Source organism: Streptomyces sp. NPDC048182 (genome assembly GCF_043202555.1).
In the GTDB taxonomy this organism is placed as follows: Bacteria; Actinomycetota; Actinomycetes; order Streptomycetales; family Streptomycetaceae; genus Streptomyces.
In genome coordinates, this window is record NZ_JBIDAQ010000001.1 from 559,678 (window position 1) to 577,185 (window position 17,508).

At 71.7% G+C, this 17,508-nt stretch carries 16 protein-coding genes and 1 tRNA gene; 8 read left to right on the plus strand and 9 right to left on the minus strand.

Features of this window, described 5'->3' with window-relative positions:
* Positions 1 to 10 precede the first annotated feature (10 nt).
* Together ACGFZL_RS02650 and ACGFZL_RS02655 are read right to left on the minus strand one after the other, a co-directional pair.
* Positions 11 to 850, minus strand: coding sequence for an NAD(P)-dependent oxidoreductase (locus tag ACGFZL_RS02650; RefSeq protein WP_393688521.1), 840 nt, complete (start codon positions 848 to 850; stop codon positions 11 to 13).
* Positions 847 to 1,260 carry a RidA family protein gene (locus ACGFZL_RS02655; protein WP_393688523.1) on the minus strand — a complete coding sequence of 138 codons (414 nt, stop codon included), beginning with the start codon at positions 1,258 to 1,260 and terminating at the stop codon, positions 847 to 849. Before ACGFZL_RS02655 ends, ACGFZL_RS02650 begins: the two co-directional genes overlap by 4 nt.
* Before the next feature lie 95 nt (positions 1,261 to 1,355).
* Between ACGFZL_RS02655 and ACGFZL_RS02660 the strand changes: the two genes are divergently transcribed.
* The gene (locus tag ACGFZL_RS02660; RefSeq protein WP_393688525.1) at positions 1,356 to 2,255 is read left to right on the plus strand and encodes a LysR family transcriptional regulator; all 900 of its coding nucleotides are present in this window, start codon (positions 1,356 to 1,358) and stop codon (positions 2,253 to 2,255) included.
* Positions 2,256 to 2,277: 22 nt separating this feature from the next.
* Positions 2,278 to 2,691, plus strand: coding sequence for a globin (locus ACGFZL_RS02665; RefSeq protein ID WP_393688527.1), 414 nt, complete (start codon positions 2,278 to 2,280; stop codon positions 2,689 to 2,691).
* 47 nt (positions 2,692 to 2,738) lie between these two features.
* Here the strand turns inward: ACGFZL_RS02665 and ACGFZL_RS02670 are convergent, their stop codons facing one another.
* From ACGFZL_RS02670 to ACGFZL_RS02700, 7 genes are all read right to left on the minus strand, one after another.
* Positions 2,739 to 3,431, minus strand: coding sequence for a hypothetical protein (locus tag ACGFZL_RS02670; protein WP_393688529.1), 693 nt, complete (start codon positions 3,429 to 3,431; stop codon positions 2,739 to 2,741).
* Positions 3,428 to 3,859 carry an acyl-CoA thioesterase gene (locus ACGFZL_RS02675; protein WP_393688531.1) on the minus strand — a complete coding sequence of 144 codons (432 nt, stop codon included), beginning with the start codon at positions 3,857 to 3,859 and terminating at the stop codon, positions 3,428 to 3,430. Before ACGFZL_RS02675 ends, ACGFZL_RS02670 begins: the two co-directional genes overlap by 4 nt.
* A gap of 2 nt (positions 3,860 to 3,861) precedes the next feature.
* Positions 3,862 to 5,526 carry an energy-dependent translational throttle protein EttA gene (ettA, locus tag ACGFZL_RS02680; RefSeq protein ID WP_355165880.1) on the minus strand — a complete coding sequence of 555 codons (1,665 nt, stop codon included), beginning with the start codon at positions 5,524 to 5,526 and terminating at the stop codon, positions 3,862 to 3,864.
* Between the two features lie 500 nt (positions 5,527 to 6,026).
* Positions 6,027 to 7,472 (minus strand): TQXA domain-containing protein, encoded by a 1,446-nt coding sequence (locus ACGFZL_RS02685; RefSeq protein WP_393688533.1) that lies wholly within the window; start codon positions 7,470 to 7,472, stop codon positions 6,027 to 6,029.
* A 186-nt stretch (positions 7,473 to 7,658) separates the two neighbouring features.
* A complete protein-coding gene (locus ACGFZL_RS02690) occupies positions 7,659 to 8,111 on the minus strand; it encodes a single-stranded DNA-binding protein (RefSeq protein ID WP_393688535.1) in 453 nt (150 codons plus the stop codon).
* A 180-nt stretch (positions 8,112 to 8,291) separates the two neighbouring features.
* Complete coding sequence (locus ACGFZL_RS02695) at positions 8,292 to 10,259, minus strand: GTPase (RefSeq protein ID WP_393688537.1); 1,968 nt, start codon at positions 10,257 to 10,259, stop codon at positions 8,292 to 8,294.
* 3 nt (positions 10,260 to 10,262) lie between these two features.
* Positions 10,263 to 11,915 (minus strand): dynamin family protein, encoded by a 1,653-nt coding sequence (locus tag ACGFZL_RS02700; RefSeq protein ID WP_393688540.1) that lies wholly within the window; start codon positions 11,913 to 11,915, stop codon positions 10,263 to 10,265.
* A gap of 247 nt (positions 11,916 to 12,162) precedes the next feature.
* On the opposite strand from ACGFZL_RS02700, the gene ACGFZL_RS02705 reads away from it, so the two are divergent.
* From ACGFZL_RS02705 to ACGFZL_RS02730, 6 genes are all read left to right on the plus strand, one after another.
* Positions 12,163 to 12,235, plus strand: a tRNA-Arg gene (locus tag ACGFZL_RS02705).
* Between the two features lie 340 nt (positions 12,236 to 12,575).
* Complete coding sequence (locus ACGFZL_RS02710; RefSeq protein WP_393688542.1) at positions 12,576 to 12,905, plus strand: hypothetical protein; 330 nt, start codon at positions 12,576 to 12,578, stop codon at positions 12,903 to 12,905.
* Between the two features lie 24 nt (positions 12,906 to 12,929).
* Positions 12,930 to 13,238, plus strand: a complete 309-nt coding sequence (locus ACGFZL_RS02715) for a pore-forming ESAT-6 family protein (protein ID WP_355165838.1) — start codon at positions 12,930 to 12,932, stop codon at positions 13,236 to 13,238.
* Between the two features lie 33 nt (positions 13,239 to 13,271).
* Positions 13,272 to 13,670 carry a DUF6507 family protein gene (locus ACGFZL_RS02720; protein ID WP_355165836.1) on the plus strand — a complete coding sequence of 133 codons (399 nt, stop codon included), beginning with the start codon at positions 13,272 to 13,274 and terminating at the stop codon, positions 13,668 to 13,670.
* Between the two features lie 2 nt (positions 13,671 to 13,672).
* Positions 13,673 to 16,660 carry a hypothetical protein gene (locus ACGFZL_RS02725; RefSeq protein ID WP_393688545.1) on the plus strand — a complete coding sequence of 996 codons (2,988 nt, stop codon included), beginning with the start codon at positions 13,673 to 13,675 and terminating at the stop codon, positions 16,658 to 16,660.
* A complete protein-coding gene (locus tag ACGFZL_RS02730) occupies positions 16,657 to 17,448 on the plus strand; it encodes a hypothetical protein (RefSeq protein ID WP_393688547.1) in 792 nt (263 codons plus the stop codon). The genes ACGFZL_RS02725 and ACGFZL_RS02730 overlap by 4 nt, the downstream gene beginning before the upstream one ends.
* Positions 17,449 to 17,508: the final 60 nt, after the last annotated feature.

The window sequence follows — 17,508 nt, forward strand, 5'->3', positions numbered from 1 at the left end:
GTCCCCCGCCTCAACCGCTGCGGCCCAGCGCGGCGACGTCCAGGGAGCCGTCGGTGCGGGCGGCCCGGGTGAGGAGCCCGGTGGCCGCGTCCCCGAGGGCCGAGGAGTACGCGGCCGTGGCCAGCGCCAGGTCCTTCGCCAGGGCGGCGACGGTGAAGTCCGCCTCGCCGTAGGCGTCCTCCCTCAGCCGCGACCGCTTGCGGGCGACCAGGCCCCCGAACGCCCCGCCCTCCAGCGCGTCCAGCACGTCCGCGCGGGCCAGTCCGAGTGCCTCACCGAGGCGGACCGAGTCGTGCAGCGCGGCCACCGCGAGCCCGAGGCCGAGGTTGGCGACCAGCTTGAGGGCGGTGGCGCTGCCGACCGGCCCCGTGTGGCGGCGGCTGCCGGCGTGCGTCCAGGCCCGCAGGACGGGTTCGGCCTCCCGCGCGTCCTGCTCGGCGCCGCCGGTCAGCACCCGCAGCGTGCCCGCCCGGACGGCCGGCACCGAGCCGAGTACCGGCGCCTCCAGGTACCGCAGCCCGGCGGCGACCGCCTCCGCCGCGAGGACGCGCGACTCCTCCGGGGCGAGGGTGGTCGCGTTGACGACCAGCGTGCCGGGGGCGGCCCCGGCGGCGATCCCGTCCGGACCGAGCAGCACCGACGCGGCGGCCGGGCCGTCGAAGACCGCGACGACGACCGCCTCGGCGTCCCGCGCGGCCTCGGCGGGGTTGCCGGCCAGCCGGACGCCGGTCAGGTCGCCCCGGGCCTCCCGGGGTGTCCGGTTCCACGCCGTCACCGCGTGCCCCCGCGCCGCCAGCGCCGCCGCGAAGGCGGCGCCCATCCGGCCCAGGCCGCACACCGCCACCCTCATCGCGCCTCCCCGCCGACCAGCGCCCACGCCTCGACCTCCAGGAGCAGGTCGGGCCGGAAGAGCGCGGCCACCTGCACGGCGGTGCTGGCGGGCGGGCGGGTGACGTCCACGCGGGCGTCGCGCGCGGCCCGGATCGCGGGGAGGTGGGCGGTGTCGGTGACGTAGTAGGTGAGCTTGACGACGTCGGTGAAGGCGGCTCCGGCGGCGGCCAGGCAGCGGCGCAGGTTCTCGAAGACCTGCCGGGCCTGCGCGGCGGGGTCACCGGCCCCGACGAGGTCGCCGTCCGCGTCCAGAGCGACCTGGCCGGAGACGGCGACCAGCCGGCCGGCGCCGGTGACGACGTGCGTGTAGCCGGTGCCGGGGGCGACCCCGTCCGGGGCGGTGTGGAGGGTGAGGTGGGTGGCGTTCATGCCGCCATGCTGACCGCGCGGCACCCAGACCACCAGCGCATACATCGCAGAGCTGCCATGCGGTCAGCGCATATCGGCGACGTAGGCTGACCGCCATGGACGTCACCGCCCTGCGCTCCTTCCGCGAGGTGCACCGTCAGGGCTCGATCAGCGCCGCCGCCCAGGTGCTCGGCTACACCCAGTCCGCGGTCTCCCGGCAGATCGCCGCGCTGGAGGCCCGGTTCGGGGCGCCGCTGCTTGAGCGGCACGCCCGCGGGGTCCGGCTCACCCCGGCCGGCGAGACCCTGCTCGGGCACGCCGCGGTGATCCTGCGGCGCGCGGAGCAGGCCGAGCGGGACGTGGCCGCCGCGACGGACGGCCCGGTGCTCCGGCTGCGGGTCGGGGCGGTCCCCAGCGCCGCCGCGACCCTGGTGCCCCGCGCCCTCGGCCTCTTCCGGGACGGAGCACCGCACGCGCGCGTCACCTTCGCCGAGGGCCTCACCGCCGCGCTGCTCCCCCAGCTCCTCGACGGGGAGCTGGACGCCGCCGTCGTCACCGACTACCCGCCCGGCATCCCCGCCCGCGCCGACCTCGCCCTCACCCACCTGCTGGACGACCCGTTGGTGTGCGTGCTGCCTGCGGCGCACCCGCTGGCCGCCCGGGACCGGCTGGCGCTGGCCGAGCTGAGCGGGGAGAGCTGGGTGGAGGACCACGCGGGCGCCGCCTCCGTGCTCGCCCTGGCCTGCGCCCGGGCGGGCTTCACCCCGCGGATCGACATCGAGTGCGGGAGCTGGCTCGGCAAGCAGGCGTTCGTCGCGGCCGGCCACGGCGTGGCGCTGGCCCCCCGGCTGCTCGTCCCGGCGCTCCGCCCCGACCTGGCCGTCCGTCCGCTGACCGAGCCGCCGCTCCGCCGGGTGTACGCCGCGACCCGGCACCGCCGGGACGGGCCGCCGACCCCGGTGGAGGACTTCGTCGCGGCCCTGGCCGCGGGGGCCCCGAGCGGTGAGGCCCGATGAGCACGCGCGGCGGTCTGAGAGCATGGAGGGCGTGAATGAGATCCGGCGCGGCACGCTTCAGGAGCAGACCTTCTACGAGCAGGTCGGCGGGGAGGAGACCTTCCGCCGGCTCGTCCACCGCTTCTACCAGGGGGTGGCCGAGGACCCGGTCCTGCGGCCGATGTACCCCGAGGAGGACCTCGGCCCGGCCGAGGAGCGCTTCGCGCTGTTCCTCATGCAGTACTGGGGCGGCCCGACGACGTACAGCGACAACCGCGGCCACCCCCGGCTGCGGATGCGCCACGCGCCCTTCGCCGTCGACCGGGCCGCGCACGACGCGTGGCTGAAGCACATGCGGGTCGCCGTGGACGAGCTGGGCCTGTCCGCGGAGCACGAGGAGACGCTGTGGCGGTATCTGACGTACGCCGCCGCCTCCATGATCAACACCCAGGGGTGAGCCCCGGCGACCGGCCGGGGGCGGGCGGGCGCTCCGTTTGACGGGGCTCAGCGGACGCTGAGGCCGAGCCCGCCGGCGGCGCCCGCGCGCCGCAGCGCGACGGAGCCGTACGGCGTGCGCAGCCGCAGCCAGGTGCCGCTGGACACCAGGCGGGGCCGGCCCTCGGCGGGGCTTCCGGCGGCGGCCGGCCGCAGGAAGCCGAGCGACTGCGCGGCGTGCACGGCGCGCACCGGCAGCCCGGTCTCCCCGACCGTCCGGGACCAGATGTCCCGGCCGATCCGGTCCAGCACGGCACGGGTGCGCTCCTCGGGCGCCAGCTCCCCGGTCCGGGCCCGGAACTCGGCCACGGCCGCCGCGACAAGGGCGTGCAGGGCGTCCGGCGCGGGCAGACCCGGCTCGGGCCGCCAGCCGCCGCGCGGGGGCAGCACCCCGGCCCACGGGGGCCCGGTCACCGCGCCGGGGACGCCGGCGGTGGCGGCCCGTTCGTCCACCGACTCGAGCAGCTCACCCGCGGACACGGTCGCGTCCAGGGTGGCGTCGAGGCCGTCCTCGTACGGTTTGGCCAGCCGCACCGCGCGGACCGCGAGGACCTCGAAGGACGGCGGCCGGCCGAAGACGGCGAGCGCGGTGCCGGCCGCCTGGAGCCGCACCGCCGCGGAACGGTCGTAGTGCAGCAGCCGGGAGAGGAAGGCCGCCAGGTCGGCGGCCTCCCCCTCGTCGGCCAGGTGGAGCACCGTCATGCGGCGACGGCCTTCTCCGCGGAGCCCGCGGGCTCACCGGGGACGTCCGTGTACTCCTGGAGGAACTCCCGCTCCTCCGCGGTGATCCGGCGGGGCCGCTGCGCCGCGAAGTCGAACGGCACGATCACCGTCGAGGCGCGCACGTAGACCTGCTCGCCGTCCTTCACCTCGTAGGTGAGGGTGAAGGAGGCGGCGCGGATCTCGGTGACCCACAGCTCGATGTCCACGGGCGTGTGCCGGTGGACGAGCTGCCGCTTGTAGTCGATCTCGTGGCGCGCCACCACCGACCCCTGCTGGAACTCCTTGTCCGGGCGGAACAGGAAGTCGATACGGGCCTCCTCCAGGTAGCGGAGGAAGACCACGTTGTTGACGTGGCCGTACGCGTCCATGTCCGCCCAGCGCAGCGGGCAGCGGTAGAGGTGCCGCAAGATCAGCCCCGGGTCAGCTTCTTGTGGGAGGCGCGGTGCGGGCGCGCGGCGTCCGGGCCGAGCCGCTCGATCTTGTTCTTCTCGTACGACTCGAAGTTGCCCTCGAACCAGAACCACTTGGAGTCGCCCTCGTAGGCGAGGATGTGGGTGGCGACCCTGTCGAGGAACCACCGGTCGTGGGAGACGACCACGGCGCAGCCGGGGAACTCGAGGAGGGCGTTCTCCAGGCTGCTGAGGGTCTCGACGTCGAGGTCGTTGGTGGGCTCGTCGAGGAGCAGCAGGTTGCCGCCCTGCTTGAGGGTGAGGGCGAGGTTCAGCCGGTTGCGCTCACCGCCGGAGAGCACGCCGGCCGGCTTCTGCTGGTCCGGGCCCTTGAAGCCGAACGCGGACACGTAGGCCCGGCTCGGCATCTCGACCTGGCCGACGTTGATGTAGTCCAGCTCGTCCGAGACGACGGCCCACAGCGTCTTCTTGGGGTCGATGTTGGCGCGGGTCTGGTCGACGTAGGAGATCTTGACGGTGTCGCCGACCTTGATGTCGCCGGAGTCCGGCTTCTCGAGTCCCTGGATCATCTTGAAGAGGGTGGTCTTGCCGGCGCCGTTGGGCCCGATGATGCCGACGATCCCGTTCCGCGGCAGCGTGAACGAGAGATCCTCGATCAGCACCTTCTCGCCGAACGCCTTGCTGAGCTTGCTGACCTCGACGACGACGTTGCCCAGGCGGGGGCCCGGCGGGATCTGGATCTCCTCGAAGTCCAGCTTCCGCATCTTGTCGGCCTCGGCGGCCATCTCCTCGTACCGGGCGAGGCGGGCCTTGGACTTGGCCTGGCGGCCCTTGGCGTTGGAGCGGACCCACTCCAGCTCGTCCTTGAGGCGCTTCTGCCGCTTGGCGTCCTTGGCGCCCTCGACCTTGAGGCGGGCGGCCTTGGTCTCCAGGTACTTGGAGTAGTTGCCCTCGTAGCCGTGCAGCCGGCCGCGGTCGACCTCGCAGATCCAGCCGGCCACGTTGTCCAGGAAGTACCGGTCGTGGGTGACCGCGACGACGGTGCCCTCGTACTTGGCGAGGTGCTGCTCCAGCCAGTTCACCGACTCGGCGTCCAGGTGGTTGGTGGGCTCGTCGAGCAGCAGCAGGTCGGGGGCCTCGAGCAGCAGCTTGCAGAGCGCGACGCGGCGCTTCTCACCACCGGAGAGGTTGCTGACCGGCCAGTCCCCGGGCGGGCACCCGAGCGCGTCCATGGCCTGCTCCAGCTGCGCGTCGAGGTCCCACGCGTTGGAGTGGTCCAGGTCCTCCTGGAGCTTGCCCATCTCCTCGAGGAGCGCGTCGGAGTAGTCGGTCGCCATCAGCTCGGCGATCTCGTTGAACCGGTCCAGCTTGCCCTTGACCTCGGCGACACCCTCCTGGACGTTCTCCAGGACCGTCTTGTCCTCGCTGAGCGGCGGCTCCTGCAGCAGGATCCCGACGGTGTAGCCCGGCGACAGGTACGCGTCCCCGTTCGACGGCTGCTCCAGGCCCGCCATGATCTTCAGCACGGTGGACTTGCCGGCCCCGTTCGGGCCGACCACACCGATCTTCGCGCCGGGCAGGAAGTTCAGGGTGACGTCATCGAGGATCACCTTGTCGCCGTGCGCCTTGCGCGCCTTGCGCATGGTGTAAATGAACTCAGCCAAGAGAAACCGTCCGGCAGCTTGAAATCAGGCAGTGGTCAGATACACCCCATCTTGCCGCACCGCCACCCCTGCGCGGAAACGCGTCGCCCCCGGACCGCCTGACCTGGCCCTTCGTCTAGGTCGACGACGAGATCGGCGCCATGGACCACCTCGGGGTCGCCACCGCCCACCCCGGGCCCGACCAAGGACCTCCAGGAGGCCGTTGGAGCTGTCCGGCGGTCGATGGGTGGTGGGGGACGCCGGTAAAGGCGGGCACTGGGTGGAGTTCCGGAAGGACGGGCTGTCGCAGTGCGCGCCCGGATCGGGAGGTGAGCTGATTCCGTGGGGGCGGATCATGCTGGGGATGAGGGTCACCGTCGGTGGCAAGTTCCGGAGCAAAGGCCCGTACGACACCACGGGGCTGCACCCCACCGCCCACCTCCTCTTTTTCGGGGCGCTGGCCGCGCGGGTCATAGACGCCGGAAGCCGTGGCCCGGGCCGTGGAGGGAGCGGCGTAGGGGTCAGCTTCCGTGCGGGTCCGTCCGCCGGCGGAGGACGATCAGGATCGTGCCGCCCATCGCCACCAGGGCGATGGCCGAGCCGCCTATCCACGGGGTGACGTCGGGGGTGCCGGTCTCGGCGAGGTCGGGGGCGGGGGTGGTGTCGATGACCGCCTTCTGCGGCGGGCCGCCGAGGGTGTGGACGGGCTCGTCGGGCGGGGTGTTCGCCTGGGTGCGGCAGTCCAGGACGCCGGTGAAGCGCTGTTCCAGGCCGGTGGGGCCGTGCAGGGTGAAGTCGTAGGGCTGGTCCTCGGGGAGGGGGACGGTGACGGTGCGGGTGGCACCCGGGGCGACGGTGTAGGTAATGGAGAGGAGGTCGAAGGTGAAGGGGCGGTCGCCCTTGTTCGTCGCCTTCACGTCCAGGCCGGACTTCGCGCAGTCCTCCGTCGCCGACAGTGCCGGTATCGGGCCGCCGGCCGCCCACGTCGCGTGGGTCGCCGCCGCGACCGTCGACTCGCTGGAGCCGGCCAGGATCTGGGTCTGGCTGCGGCTGTCGGAGGCGAAGGCGCGGCCGACGGGCACGGTGGTCGACGCCTGGACGGACAGCTCGGCGGCGCCGGCCGTCGCCCCGGCCGGTACGTCGAGGAAGAGCCGGGCGCCGGAGGTGACCGACGTGACCGGCTTGCCCTTGGCGTCGACGACCCGCACCCCGCTCGCGGCGTCCGCCGGCGGCGCCACCGTCGCGCCGCGGGCGTTGGTGCGGACGGTGACCGGACCGAGGCGGCCACCTGCGCGGCCCGAGACCGCGGGCGGGTCGAGGGTCAGGGACGGGGTCGGCTCGGGCAGGTCGCGGGCGTGCTTCTCCAGGTAGTCCGCGAGGCGCTCGGCGCGCGCGCCGACGGCCTCGACGTCCGCGCCGTCGGAGTAGCGCCAGATGGCCACCTGGGTGCCGGCCGCGGCCTCCCGCTCGGTGAGTCCGCCCCGTACGCCCGCCTTCTTCGCGAGCGCGGCCAGATCGTTGACCTGGGGGTAGGAGTTCTGGAGGATCCAGCGGATGCGGCCGGCGTCCTTGTTGGCGCCGAGCGAGGTCCCGCTCCACGGCGTCTCGTGGTACTTGGCATCCTTCTGCGTGGGGTTCTGGATGTCGACGCAGTACGTCTGGAGCGTGCCGCCGCCCTCGACGGACATCTCGAACAGGCCGGCCGACACCTTCTGGTCGCCCGACTTGTCGCCGGACCTGTCACCGGCCTTGTCGTGTATGACCGCGGCGCCGTACGTCTTGAGGCCGCCTATCGTCGCCGTCGCGCCGCCGTGGCCCGGTGCCGATCCCTCGGCGGCGGCCGGCCCGGCGCCGGCCAGCACACCGGCGGCCAGCAGGGCGGAGGCCAGCGCCCCGGCGGCGAGACGTACCGCCTTCCGGCCGGGAAGGGACGGCACAGCGAGCGTCGACAAGACCAAACTCCCCATCAGCAGCTATCGGAAGGCCCTCAACAGCCATCAGCAGCCCCACAAGGCTCGTTCGGCATCCTAAGGATGTGTCCCGCCGGGCTTCCCGGTGAGGGTGGTCCGAACGGTGATCCGAATCGGAATCGTTATCGCCGGACGCGGCTGTGAGCTGGGCTTATCGACAAATCGGCCTCAACCGGCCCCCGTTCAGGCCACCGGCGCCGGCTCCGCGGCCTCGGACGCCGGGGTCTCCCAGTCGGGCTCCGGCTGCGGTGGTGACGCCGATTCCCCTGCCGTATCCGCCCTGTTGACGCGGCGGAACGCCGCAGTGCCCCGGGACAGATCGTGTCCGATGGCGACCGCGTCGATGTCCGCCGACGTCCAGCTCTGTCCCTCGCGCACGTCCGTGCGCACCTTCAACCGGCCCTGCACGATCACCGGTTCGCCGACCGCGAGCGAGGCCGCCGCGTTCCGGGCGAGCTGGCGGTTGGCCCACACCGTGAAGAAGCTGGTGTGCCCGTCCGTCCAGGTGTTCTTCTCGCGGTCCCAGTAGCGCGCGGTGGCCGCCAGCCGGAAGCGCGCCGACGCGCCGTTCGCCAGCTCCCGGAAGACCGGCTGCGTGGCCACGTTGCCGACGGCGCAGATCATCGTCTCGTTCATCACGGGTCCCCTGTCCCTCCCGCGTACGGGTCGGTCCCGTACGGCTGTGCGGCGACCGTGATCGCCCGCCGCACAGCCAGAGTGCCGTGATCCGGCCGAGCCCGCTGGGCCCTGTGGACCGCCCCCCGGCCTGTGGATATCCCCGCCACCCACACGAGTGACGAGCGCGCCCGCCCGGTCCTACCGCACCCCCACCCCCGTGACCCGCCCGTACTGCTCCCGCACCTCCCGGTACCGCAACAGCTCCGCCGCCAGCGGATCAAGGACCCGGGCCCGTCCGCACCCCGCCGCCGCCTCCCGCAGTCCGCGTTCCGCCTCCTGCCCGTACCGCCGGGCCGGCCCCCGCGCCGCCATCCGGCAGCCCCACTCGATGAGCGGGCCGCCGACGATGCCCGACAGCATCAGCAGCACCGGCACGCCCAGGTCGGGCGGCAGGAAACCGATGATCTGGCCGAGCAGCCACAGCCCGCCGACGATCTGGAGCAGCGTCATCGCCGCCTGCGCGAGGACCGCCACCGGCCACCACCCCGGGCGCGGCGGACGCCCGGGCTCCACCCCGGTCCGCTCGGCCAGCTCGTCCAGCGCCTCCGGCAGCCCCGCCGCGCCGCGCAGGGCGGCCTCCCGCATCGCCTGCGCCCACGGCGCCGGCAACCCGGCCGAGGCCCGGTCGGACACCGTGCGCACCGCCTGCTCCACCCGCTGGCGTGCCGTCGCCTCCTCGTCGGCCTGGCCGCGCGCGGGCAGCCGGCCGGTGCTCGGCTCACGCCGCTCGTGGTACCAGCGCCACAGCCGCAGCCAGGGCGTGCCGCAGGCCCGGTTGGCGTTGCGCAGCCAGGCGCGTTCGGCCGCCTCGCCCGCCGCGACCGCACCCACCGCGTCGGCGAGCCGGTCGGCGAACTCCTCGCGCGCCTCCTCGCTGAGCCCGGTGCGCCGCCCGGTGACGTACACCGACCGCAGCCGCCAGGCGGCGGCGTCCACGTCGGCCGCGATCCGGCGGGCCGGCGCCTGCCGTTCGGCGACGAACTGGCCGAGACACTCGCGCAGTTCGCCGACTCCGTCCCCGCTCAGCGCGGACAGCGCGAGGACCGTCGCGCCCGGCTCGCCGTACTCGCCGAGCGCGATGCCGTCCTCGTCCAGGAGCCGCCGCAGGTCGTCCAGGACCTGCTCGGCGGCCTCGCCGGGCAGCCGGTCGACCTGGTTGAGGACGACGAAGGTGACCTCCGCGTGGCCGGCCATCGGCCGCAGGTAGCGCTCGTGCAGGACGGCGTCGGCGTACTTCTCCGGGTCGACCACCCAGATGACGGCGTCCACGAGCGCCAGGATGCGGTCCACCTGCTCGCGGTGCTGCACGGCCGCCGAGTCGTGGTCGGGCAGGTCGATCAGGACGAGCCCGCGCAGCTCCGAGTCGGAGTCGGGGGGCTGGACGGGGCGCCGCCGGAGCCGGCCCGGGATGCCGAGCCGGTCCAGGAGGCTGGCCGCGCCGTCGCTCCAGCTGCACGCGATGGGCGCCGCGGTGGTCGGCCGGCGGACGCCCGTCTCGGAGATGGTCACCCCGGCCAGCGTGTTGAACAGCTGCGACTTACCGCTGCCGGTCGCCCCCGCGATCGCGACGACGGTGTGCTGCCCGGAGAGCCTGCGCCGGGCGGCGGCCTCGTCCAGGACCCGGCCTGCCTCGGCCAGCGTCCCGCCGTCCAAGCGGGTGCGGGAGAGGCCGACCAGCTCGCGCAGCGCGTCCAGTCGGGCCCGGAGCGGGCCGTCGTAGGCCAGCGGCATCAGGGCCGCCGCGGGGTTGGCGGGCCGGCCCGTCGCGACGGCGTACCGCTCGGCACGGTGCTCGGACCCGGCGGTCTCGTCCACCCGCCGCGCGATCAGCCCGTCGCCCCAGGGGTCCTCCGCCTCCTGGACGCCGGGGGGCGGTTCGTCGGCGTCCCTGGCCCGTACCCGACCCTCCCGGGACACCTCCTTGGCACCCTTGAGGTCCCTGAGGCTCTTGATGCCCTTGCGCATCCCCGCCGCCTCCTCCGGCGGCCCCTCCGGCCCGGAGCCGGCGCGCTCGACGGCCGCCGCCTCCGTGCCACCGGCGTCGTCCACACCCGCCCGCTGGGGGCTCGCCCCTTCGGCGGGGTCCTGGTCCGTGACGGCGGTCACCGGTCACCTCTCCTTCTGTAGTACGGACAGCGCGGCGATCAGCTCCGCCTGCGGTTCGGGCTGGACGTCCAGCCCGTCCAGCGGTGCGAGCCGGCGCTCGCGTTCGGCGTCGAGCACCCGGTCCACGTGCGCGGTGAGCAGCCGCCCGCCCCGTTCGCGCAGCCGCAGCGCGCCGCGGGCCCCGATCCGCTCGGCGAGCCCCTCCCCCGCGCTGCGCGCCCGCCGGCCACCGAGCAGCACCGTGGCGACGAGGGCCGCGACCACCTGGGGGTCGGGCGCCAGGCTCCGGTCCAGCTCGCGGACCTCCTCCTCGGCGTACTCCTCCAGCTCGCGCCGCCACCGCCGCACGGCCATGCCGATGCGGTGCTCGGCGCTTTCAGTGCTCCCGGCGCTCTCGGTGTTTCCGGCACTCTCGGTGTTTCCGGCGTGTCCGCCACGTGCCGTCAGCTCCGGCAGCGCGGCCGCCGGTTCGCGCCGCCACGCCTCATGGACGCGCTCGTCGGCGGCGGTGACCGAGCACAGCAGCAGCGCGCTCAGGCTCTCCACCAGCGAGTCGAGCAGTTCGTCCGGGGTGCAGTCGAGAGGGAAGGCCCGCCACCGCTTGAGCGCGTCGCCGGCGAGCACCGCGCCCGCGTCGAGGCGCCCGCTCACGCGTGCGTGCTCCCCGTCGTAGGCGCCCTCGACGGCGGCCGTCAGGCGCAGCGCCGCGGCGTACTGAGCGGCGGTGGCGCCGGCCAGCTCGGGCATGCGGGACTTCAGGGAGTCGAGGATCCCGTACGCCGTGCGGGCCATGGCGTCGTGCCGGGCGCCGAGGTCCTCGGCGCGGTGCACGAGCCAGGAGCGCAGCGGCGCCACGGCGCTGGCCGGCAGCAGCCCGCCGCCCCAGGCGGACTCGGGCAGCTCGGGCACGGTGAACCGGGGGACCTCGCCGAGGCCTGCCTTGGTGAGCAGGGCCGCGTACTGCCGGGACACCTCGGACACCACCTGGTGGGGCACCCGGTCGAGGACGGTGACCAGCGTGGCGTCGTACTCCTTGGCGGTGCGCAGCAGGTGCCACGGGACGGCGTCGGCGTAGCGGGCGGCGGTGGTGACCATGATCCAGATGTCGGCGGCGCAGATCAGCTCGGCGGCCAGTTTGCGGTTGTCGGCGATGAGGGCGTCGATGTCGGGCGCGTCCAGGAGGGCGAGTCCGGGCGGGAGGCTGTCGGCGGTCTCCAGGCGCAGCACACGCGCGGGGTCCTCGCCGGGCAGCAGCAGATCGTCGCCGGGCTCCTGGTGGGGCACCCACACGCGCGTGAGGTCGGGCAGCACCCGCATGCCGCTGAACCAGTGATGGTCCTCCGGGTGGCACACCAGCACCGGCGTCCGGGTGGTGGGCCGCAGCACACCCGCCTCGCTGATCCGCCGCCCCACCAGGGAGTTCACCAAGGTGGACTTGCCGGCGCCGGTGGAGCCGCCCACGACGGTGAGCAGCGGCGCCTCGGGATCGCGCAGCCGGGGCACCAGGTAGTCGTCGAGCTGGGCGAGCAGCTCGTCACGGTTGGCACGCGCGCGCGGGGCTCCCGGCAGCGGCAGGGGGAAGCGTGCGGCCGCGACGCGGTCGCGCAGCGCGGAGAGTGCGTCGAGCAGCTGAGGCCGTACGTCCAAGGTCACCACATGGGAAGAATGCCCAATTTCGGGGGCATTCTGAAGCATATGGGCATGTCTGCGCGGCGCAGGCATAACGAGTGCACAACACCCGGTGCGCCAGAGGCCAAAAGCGCTGCACGATTCGTACCTGCCTGCGATTATCAGGACCGCTTCACCGAACCTCCACATCGAGCCACGGAGGCGAGGCAGCGGCGAGCCAACAGGGGCACGGGGGCGGGAGCCCTATCCTTGTCCCCGGCACCGTCACACCCAGGCCCCCGTAGCTCAGTGGATAGAGCAGGCGCCTTCTAAGCGCTTGGCCGCAGGTTCGAGTCCTGCCGGGGGCGCCGCGGCACATGGCCGGCCAGAGCCCCCCTCCCGGCCCCCGGCCGCCTCCCTTGTGGCCTCGCCCGGGCCGGGCGCGCGCCGAGTCCGGTACGCATGACACCCCCGCACACCTGCGACCGAGGCATCCCGCACCGACCCGTTGCATTTTCAAACACTCCTGCCGCTGCGGCGCACCGCGCGGCGGAGCCGGGAATCCGGCACTCCAACGCCGCCCGAGCCCCTCCCTCAACCCCTCGATTGGCCTGATCCTTGCCCCTGTTTCCACAGCGCGTTGCCGGTGCAACGGGGTATGGGAGAGGATGTTCGAGGAATTGTGGGGCGCGTGGTGATGGGGGAGCGATGAAGTTCGACATGGGGTCGACGACGCTGGCGTCGCTGACCAAGGCCACTGGCGGGTCGAGTGAGGATCTGGGGACGCTGATCCAGCAGTTGATCGCCGCCGCGGAGCCGTTGGAGGGGAAGTTCAACGGTGAGGGGAAAGCGATGTTCGACTCGTTCAAGTTGCACGCGGATGAGATCACCGCGGCGTTGAACGGTTCGCTGACCTCGATCCTGGGCGGTCAGTCGGGTATGGACACGGCGTTCGGGACGGGTGACCAGGAGCAGTCCGACAACGCGCGGCAGAACATGGGTGTCGCGAACTTCGACGCGGCACGTTTCAGCGGCTGACCATCGACCGGGGGTTTGATCATCATGGCGACGCAGGACCGGCGTTCGTACGACACGGGTGCCTCGGGTGAGGTGCAGGGCGGGCTGCAGGGGATCATCGGCCGGCTGGAGAGTGTGCTGGGCGAGCGCGACCGGGCGGTGAAGACGGCGATGGCGGACTATCAGGCCGACGGGGTCTCGGACGAGTACCACGGCAAGGAAGTCCGCTGGAACCACGCCGCGAACGAGGTGCGCAACATCATCCAGCTGGTGCGCACGACGCTGGAGAAGAACGACCACACGGCGCAGGCCACGCTGGCCCGGGCGAAGGCGGCCGTCGACAACATCGGCTGACACACCGGCCGGTACGGGGATGTGGGGTGTGGTGTGACGGGGTGGGACATCGATGCGGCCGGGGTGTCGGGGGTGCTGTCGAAGTCGGGGACAGCTGCGCAGGGCATGTCGAAGGCCGGCGGGGCGATGCAGAAGGACCTGGAGTCCGCGTCCTCGGCCGCGGGCACGCTGACCAGCCAGTACGGCCCTTACAGCAGTACGGCGGGGCTGGTCGGCTCGGCGCTGGCGCAGTTCGCGCAGCACTGGTCGAAGGACCTGGTCTACATCGCCCGGCGCACGGAGAAGTCGCTGAACGGGGCGGCCGACGCGACGACGGCGTATGTGCAGGGCTCGCGTGAGCAGGCGGCCAACGCGCAGGCGGAGGCGTCGAAGGAGCCGAAGATCGACATGCCGGGCGCGGACGGGGCCGGCCAGGACGCGCGGGGGCGGTAGCGGTGGGCGAGAAGCTGATCGATCCGTCGGGCATTCCGCACTTCATCGGCGATCTGGCCACGCTGGACACCGACGCCGCCAACCTGACCACGCACGCGGGTGAGTTCCGCACGGCGGGCTCGGACGTGCACACCGAGTTCCAGGGCCTGTCCGCGTGCTACGAGGCTCCGGAGGCGGAGCAGTTGTTCGCCACGACGCTGCCGGTGCAGACCAAGTCGGACGCGTTCGCCGGGGACCTGGAGAAGGTCTCCACCGCGCTGTCGGACTACAGCACCGAGGTGCAGCCGCTGGTGACGAGGCTGGAGACCCTGAAGGCGGACGCGACCGCGTTCGTCGACTCCGTTGCCGGTGACGACGACTGGCGCACCGACCAGGACAAGGTCGATCACAACAACGACTTGTGGCACGACGTCAACCACACCGTCGCCGCGTTCCAGAGCGCGGAGCGCACCGCCTACAACAAGATCATGGCGTTGATCGGCGGCACCGCGCTGACCACCGACGACGGCAGCCACGGCACGAACATGTACGGCTTCAAGGCCGACGACCTCGACCACGCCGAGGAGACCCCGTGGGGCTCGTCGGCCGAGCGCGAGTACGAGGGCCTGGCCTGGCTGGGGCACCAGATCAAGTCCTACGTCTGGGACGGCTTCATCGTCGACGGCGTATGGGGCACCGTCAAAGGGCTGGGCACCCTGGTCGGCACCGACGGCTGGGACGCGGCCGGGCAGGCGTGGAAGCACCTGGCCCAGCTCGGCACCGGCCTGGCCATCAGCGCGATCCCCGTCGTCGGCGACGTCTACTGGCAGATGCCCGAGGACAAGCTGCCCTCCTGGCTGCGCGAGTCGCGCACCACGATGAAGGAGACCGGCAAGGCCCTGGTCGCCTGGGACACCTGGAAGACCAACCCCTCCCGCGCGGCCGGCCAGGTCACCTTCAACGCGGTCACCGCCATCTTCACCGGCGGTACCGGCAGCGCCGCCTCCGGCGCGGGCAAGGCCGGCGCGGTCGCGCGCACCCTGTCGGTGGCGGGCAAGGTCGGCAGGATCGTCGACCCGATGACGTATGTCGGCAAGGCCGGCAAACTCGCCTACCTCAAGATCGGCGACACCTTCACCACCCTGAAGAACCTCAGAACGGGCGCCACCCTGGACCTCCTCCGCCAGGCCGACGCCACCCGCTCCCCGGCCATCCCGGACACGGCGATCCCCTACCTCGACAACGCCACCGGCAAGGTCGTCTACCTCACCGACGAAGGCCACCTCCTCAACCCCGACGGCACCCTCCACCAACACGCCGACCAGGCACCCGGCGAGGTCTCGGCGGCGGACCGGGCACGGATCGACGCGGCCCAGAATCCTGGGCACGCGCCTCAATTGGTGGGTGGCGCTGGCCATACACCCAGAGGCGTGGCAACGCACCTGCCGGGGGACACGCCGGGCGGTCTCACACATGAGCCCCCCGCCGGCCACGAGGCTCCTGCACAGGGCCATGCGACCGGTCAGGAGGGAGGCCTCCCCGGCGCTGACGCCGCAGGCCACGATGCTGCCACCGCGGCTGGGCACCCCACGGATCACCCTGGCGCCGGATCCACGGGCGAAGACGGCGGTATGCCTCCCACCGGCAGCCATGAACTGCCCCCCTCCGGCAGCTATCCAGAGAGACCGCGGGGTAATCTTCCGGACGGCTCCTGGACAGGCGAGGGCGGACTGCACCTGTCTCCGGAGGCGAACCACGCCGCGGAGGGTTTCCTCCGGGAGTCAGCGGCGGCCGAGCCGCGCATCACGGACACGCTGCAGCAGATCACACATCGCGTCGACGACGGACGCCTGATCGGCCTCGAGTACCGACTCAAGGGCGAGGAATCGCTCAAGCGCAAATTGGCGACGGAGTTGCTCGACGATTTTGATTTGCGAGCTGAGGACGCACTGACCGGAGTCAAAGACTCTGTACGATACACAGTGGAAATACCGAGCAGCGGATACACGCGCGGGGTTCAACAGGCTGTTGACACGCTCCAAGCACGCGGGTTCGAGAACGTCACGTTCAAGAACACCTGGGAGTCCAACGGCTACAAGGGAATCAATTCCACTTGGCGGGATCCGGCCAGCGGCCGAATCTTTGAAGTGCAGTTCCATACACCGGAAAGCTTCACGGCCAAGATGGACGGCCACATTCTCTATGAAAAAGAGCGCCTTCCCGGCGTTTCTGCAGAGAACCTCAAGACCATAAGAGCCGAACAGCACGACCTCTTCGGTAAGTTTCCGGTCCCGCACGGCGCGAGCGAGGTTCACCTGAGCCCTCACGCGCATGCTCCTGACCTACTCGATGACGCAGCCGACCACGCCGGCCCACCGAACAGTGGTGCCGGGCCGCACGCCGGCGGTGCTCAATGGGTTACTGAACCCTCAGAGTATGCGGGCCGAATGTATGAGCAAATCCGAGCCACGCCTAACAGGGTCGACCTCCCGGAAGTCAGTCGGAACACCGGCATCGGCGAGCCCGTCCTGCGCGAGGTCAAGTCGCATCTCTTTCGCGCCCAGCACGATGTTCCCCTTGGCCCTGGCAAGGTAGGTCGCGGTCTCTTCGAGCCTCGCGATGACGTTGCCGATTTGTGGGTCGGTGCGCGCAACGGCACGTTGTCGGAAGCCGAGCTCCGGGAGTTCAGCCACCTCATGGCTCATGAGTACATGGAGAGTCAGTTCATGAAGGCTGGCCTTCCATATGCCCATGCCCATGACCACTTGTACTCACCCACCATCGACAACGGCGTTCCCACGGGGTACCAGCGCGACTTCCCCCGTGATCTACGTGATGCGGGCGCACACGAACTCGCTCCGAACGCCACCCGAGGCGGGTTCCTTCACTGGTCAAGAGGTTGGGGGCTGACTCCGCCCTCCGTGCCGCTGGCTGATAACTTGTCAAACATCCATGACGTGGTGAAAGCTGCGTTCCAGGAGTTGCGCGCGAAGGGCATAGAACTCAAGTGACCGAAGACTCAGCGCTTACAGTGCTCGACCGCATCCGCGCCATCGACTGGGACGACTGGGGCGCAGCGTTTGATCACTCGCGGTCACGCGCGCTGTTGATGCGCGAGTATCTCCGCCGCGCCGCTCAGTGGACTCGCCTGTACGGCGTACCCGACAGGTGGCCTTTCTTCGACATCACCGAAAGCATCGATTCAGCCGCCCCTTTTGATGCCGAGATTCGTGAGGCCATTGAGTCGCTGCTTGACTCAATGGTGAATCCCGGCTCCGTGAAGCGCACTCTGCGTGGCGCAGTCCATCTCGCGGCCCTGCGTGACCTGGGGTGCGTCGACCTGCCCGAGCTCCCGGATCCTTACGCCCCACTCCTGCGTATGTATGAGCGCGGGGGCGGTTTCTCGGTGGAGCAGTTGATTGATCTCAATGGCGTAAGCCTTCCTGTGTGGGATGCCGAGGCATCTCTTGGAGCCGAGCCCTTCAACGTTACTTCAGGCGCCACTTTGGACGCATTGGACTCTGGCGCCGAAGGCCGCATCACCTACTTCGCAAAGATTCGGGAAGGATACCCACGCGAGCGCCCGTCGGGTATTCTGCGCCGTCGCCTCGTCGGTCGCGACGACACTTCATACGATGAAGCTTTTACGCGTAACCTCCGCTGGGAGCCGACCGAATATCTGCGCCTGTACGAGCTGGGACACAACGACGTGGACCACACCGAGATCTCCGAAATCGAGGCGGCGCACCACATCGACACGATTTTCGCCAGACTTCAGGGCACGAAATCCGCGCAATGACCTCCAGTTGGGGAGATCCAGGGCTCGACAGGCCAGAGGGGGTTCGAGGCGCCTCCTCGA

What these genes read in the sequence shown, in the direction of transcription:
- ACGFZL_RS02650 (WP_393688521.1), bottom strand. Translation starts at nt 850, where the DNA reads ATGAGGGTGGCGGTGTGCGGCCTGGGCCGGATGGGCGCCGCCTTCGCG.
- ACGFZL_RS02655 (WP_393688523.1), bottom strand. Translation starts at nt 1,260, where the DNA reads ATGAACGCCACCCACCTCACCCTCCACACCGCCCCGGACGGGGTCGCC.
- ACGFZL_RS02660 (WP_393688525.1), top strand. Translation starts at nt 1,356, where the DNA reads ATGGACGTCACCGCCCTGCGCTCCTTCCGCGAGGTGCACCGTCAGGGC.
- ACGFZL_RS02665 (WP_393688527.1), top strand. Translation starts at nt 2,278, where the DNA reads ATGGAGGGCGTGAATGAGATCCGGCGCGGCACGCTTCAGGAGCAGACC.
- ACGFZL_RS02670 (WP_393688529.1), bottom strand. Translation starts at nt 3,431, where the DNA reads ATGACGGTGCTCCACCTGGCCGACGAGGGGGAGGCCGCCGACCTGGCG.
- ACGFZL_RS02685 (WP_393688533.1), bottom strand. Translation starts at nt 7,472, where the DNA reads ATGGGGAGTTTGGTCTTGTCGACGCTCGCTGTGCCGTCCCTTCCCGGC.
- ACGFZL_RS02690 (WP_393688535.1), bottom strand. Translation starts at nt 8,111, where the DNA reads ATGAACGAGACGATGATCTGCGCCGTCGGCAACGTGGCCACGCAGCCG.
- ACGFZL_RS02710 (WP_393688542.1), top strand. Translation starts at nt 12,576, where the DNA reads ATGAAGTTCGACATGGGGTCGACGACGCTGGCGTCGCTGACCAAGGCC.
- ACGFZL_RS02715 (WP_355165838.1), top strand. Translation starts at nt 12,930, where the DNA reads ATGGCGACGCAGGACCGGCGTTCGTACGACACGGGTGCCTCGGGTGAG.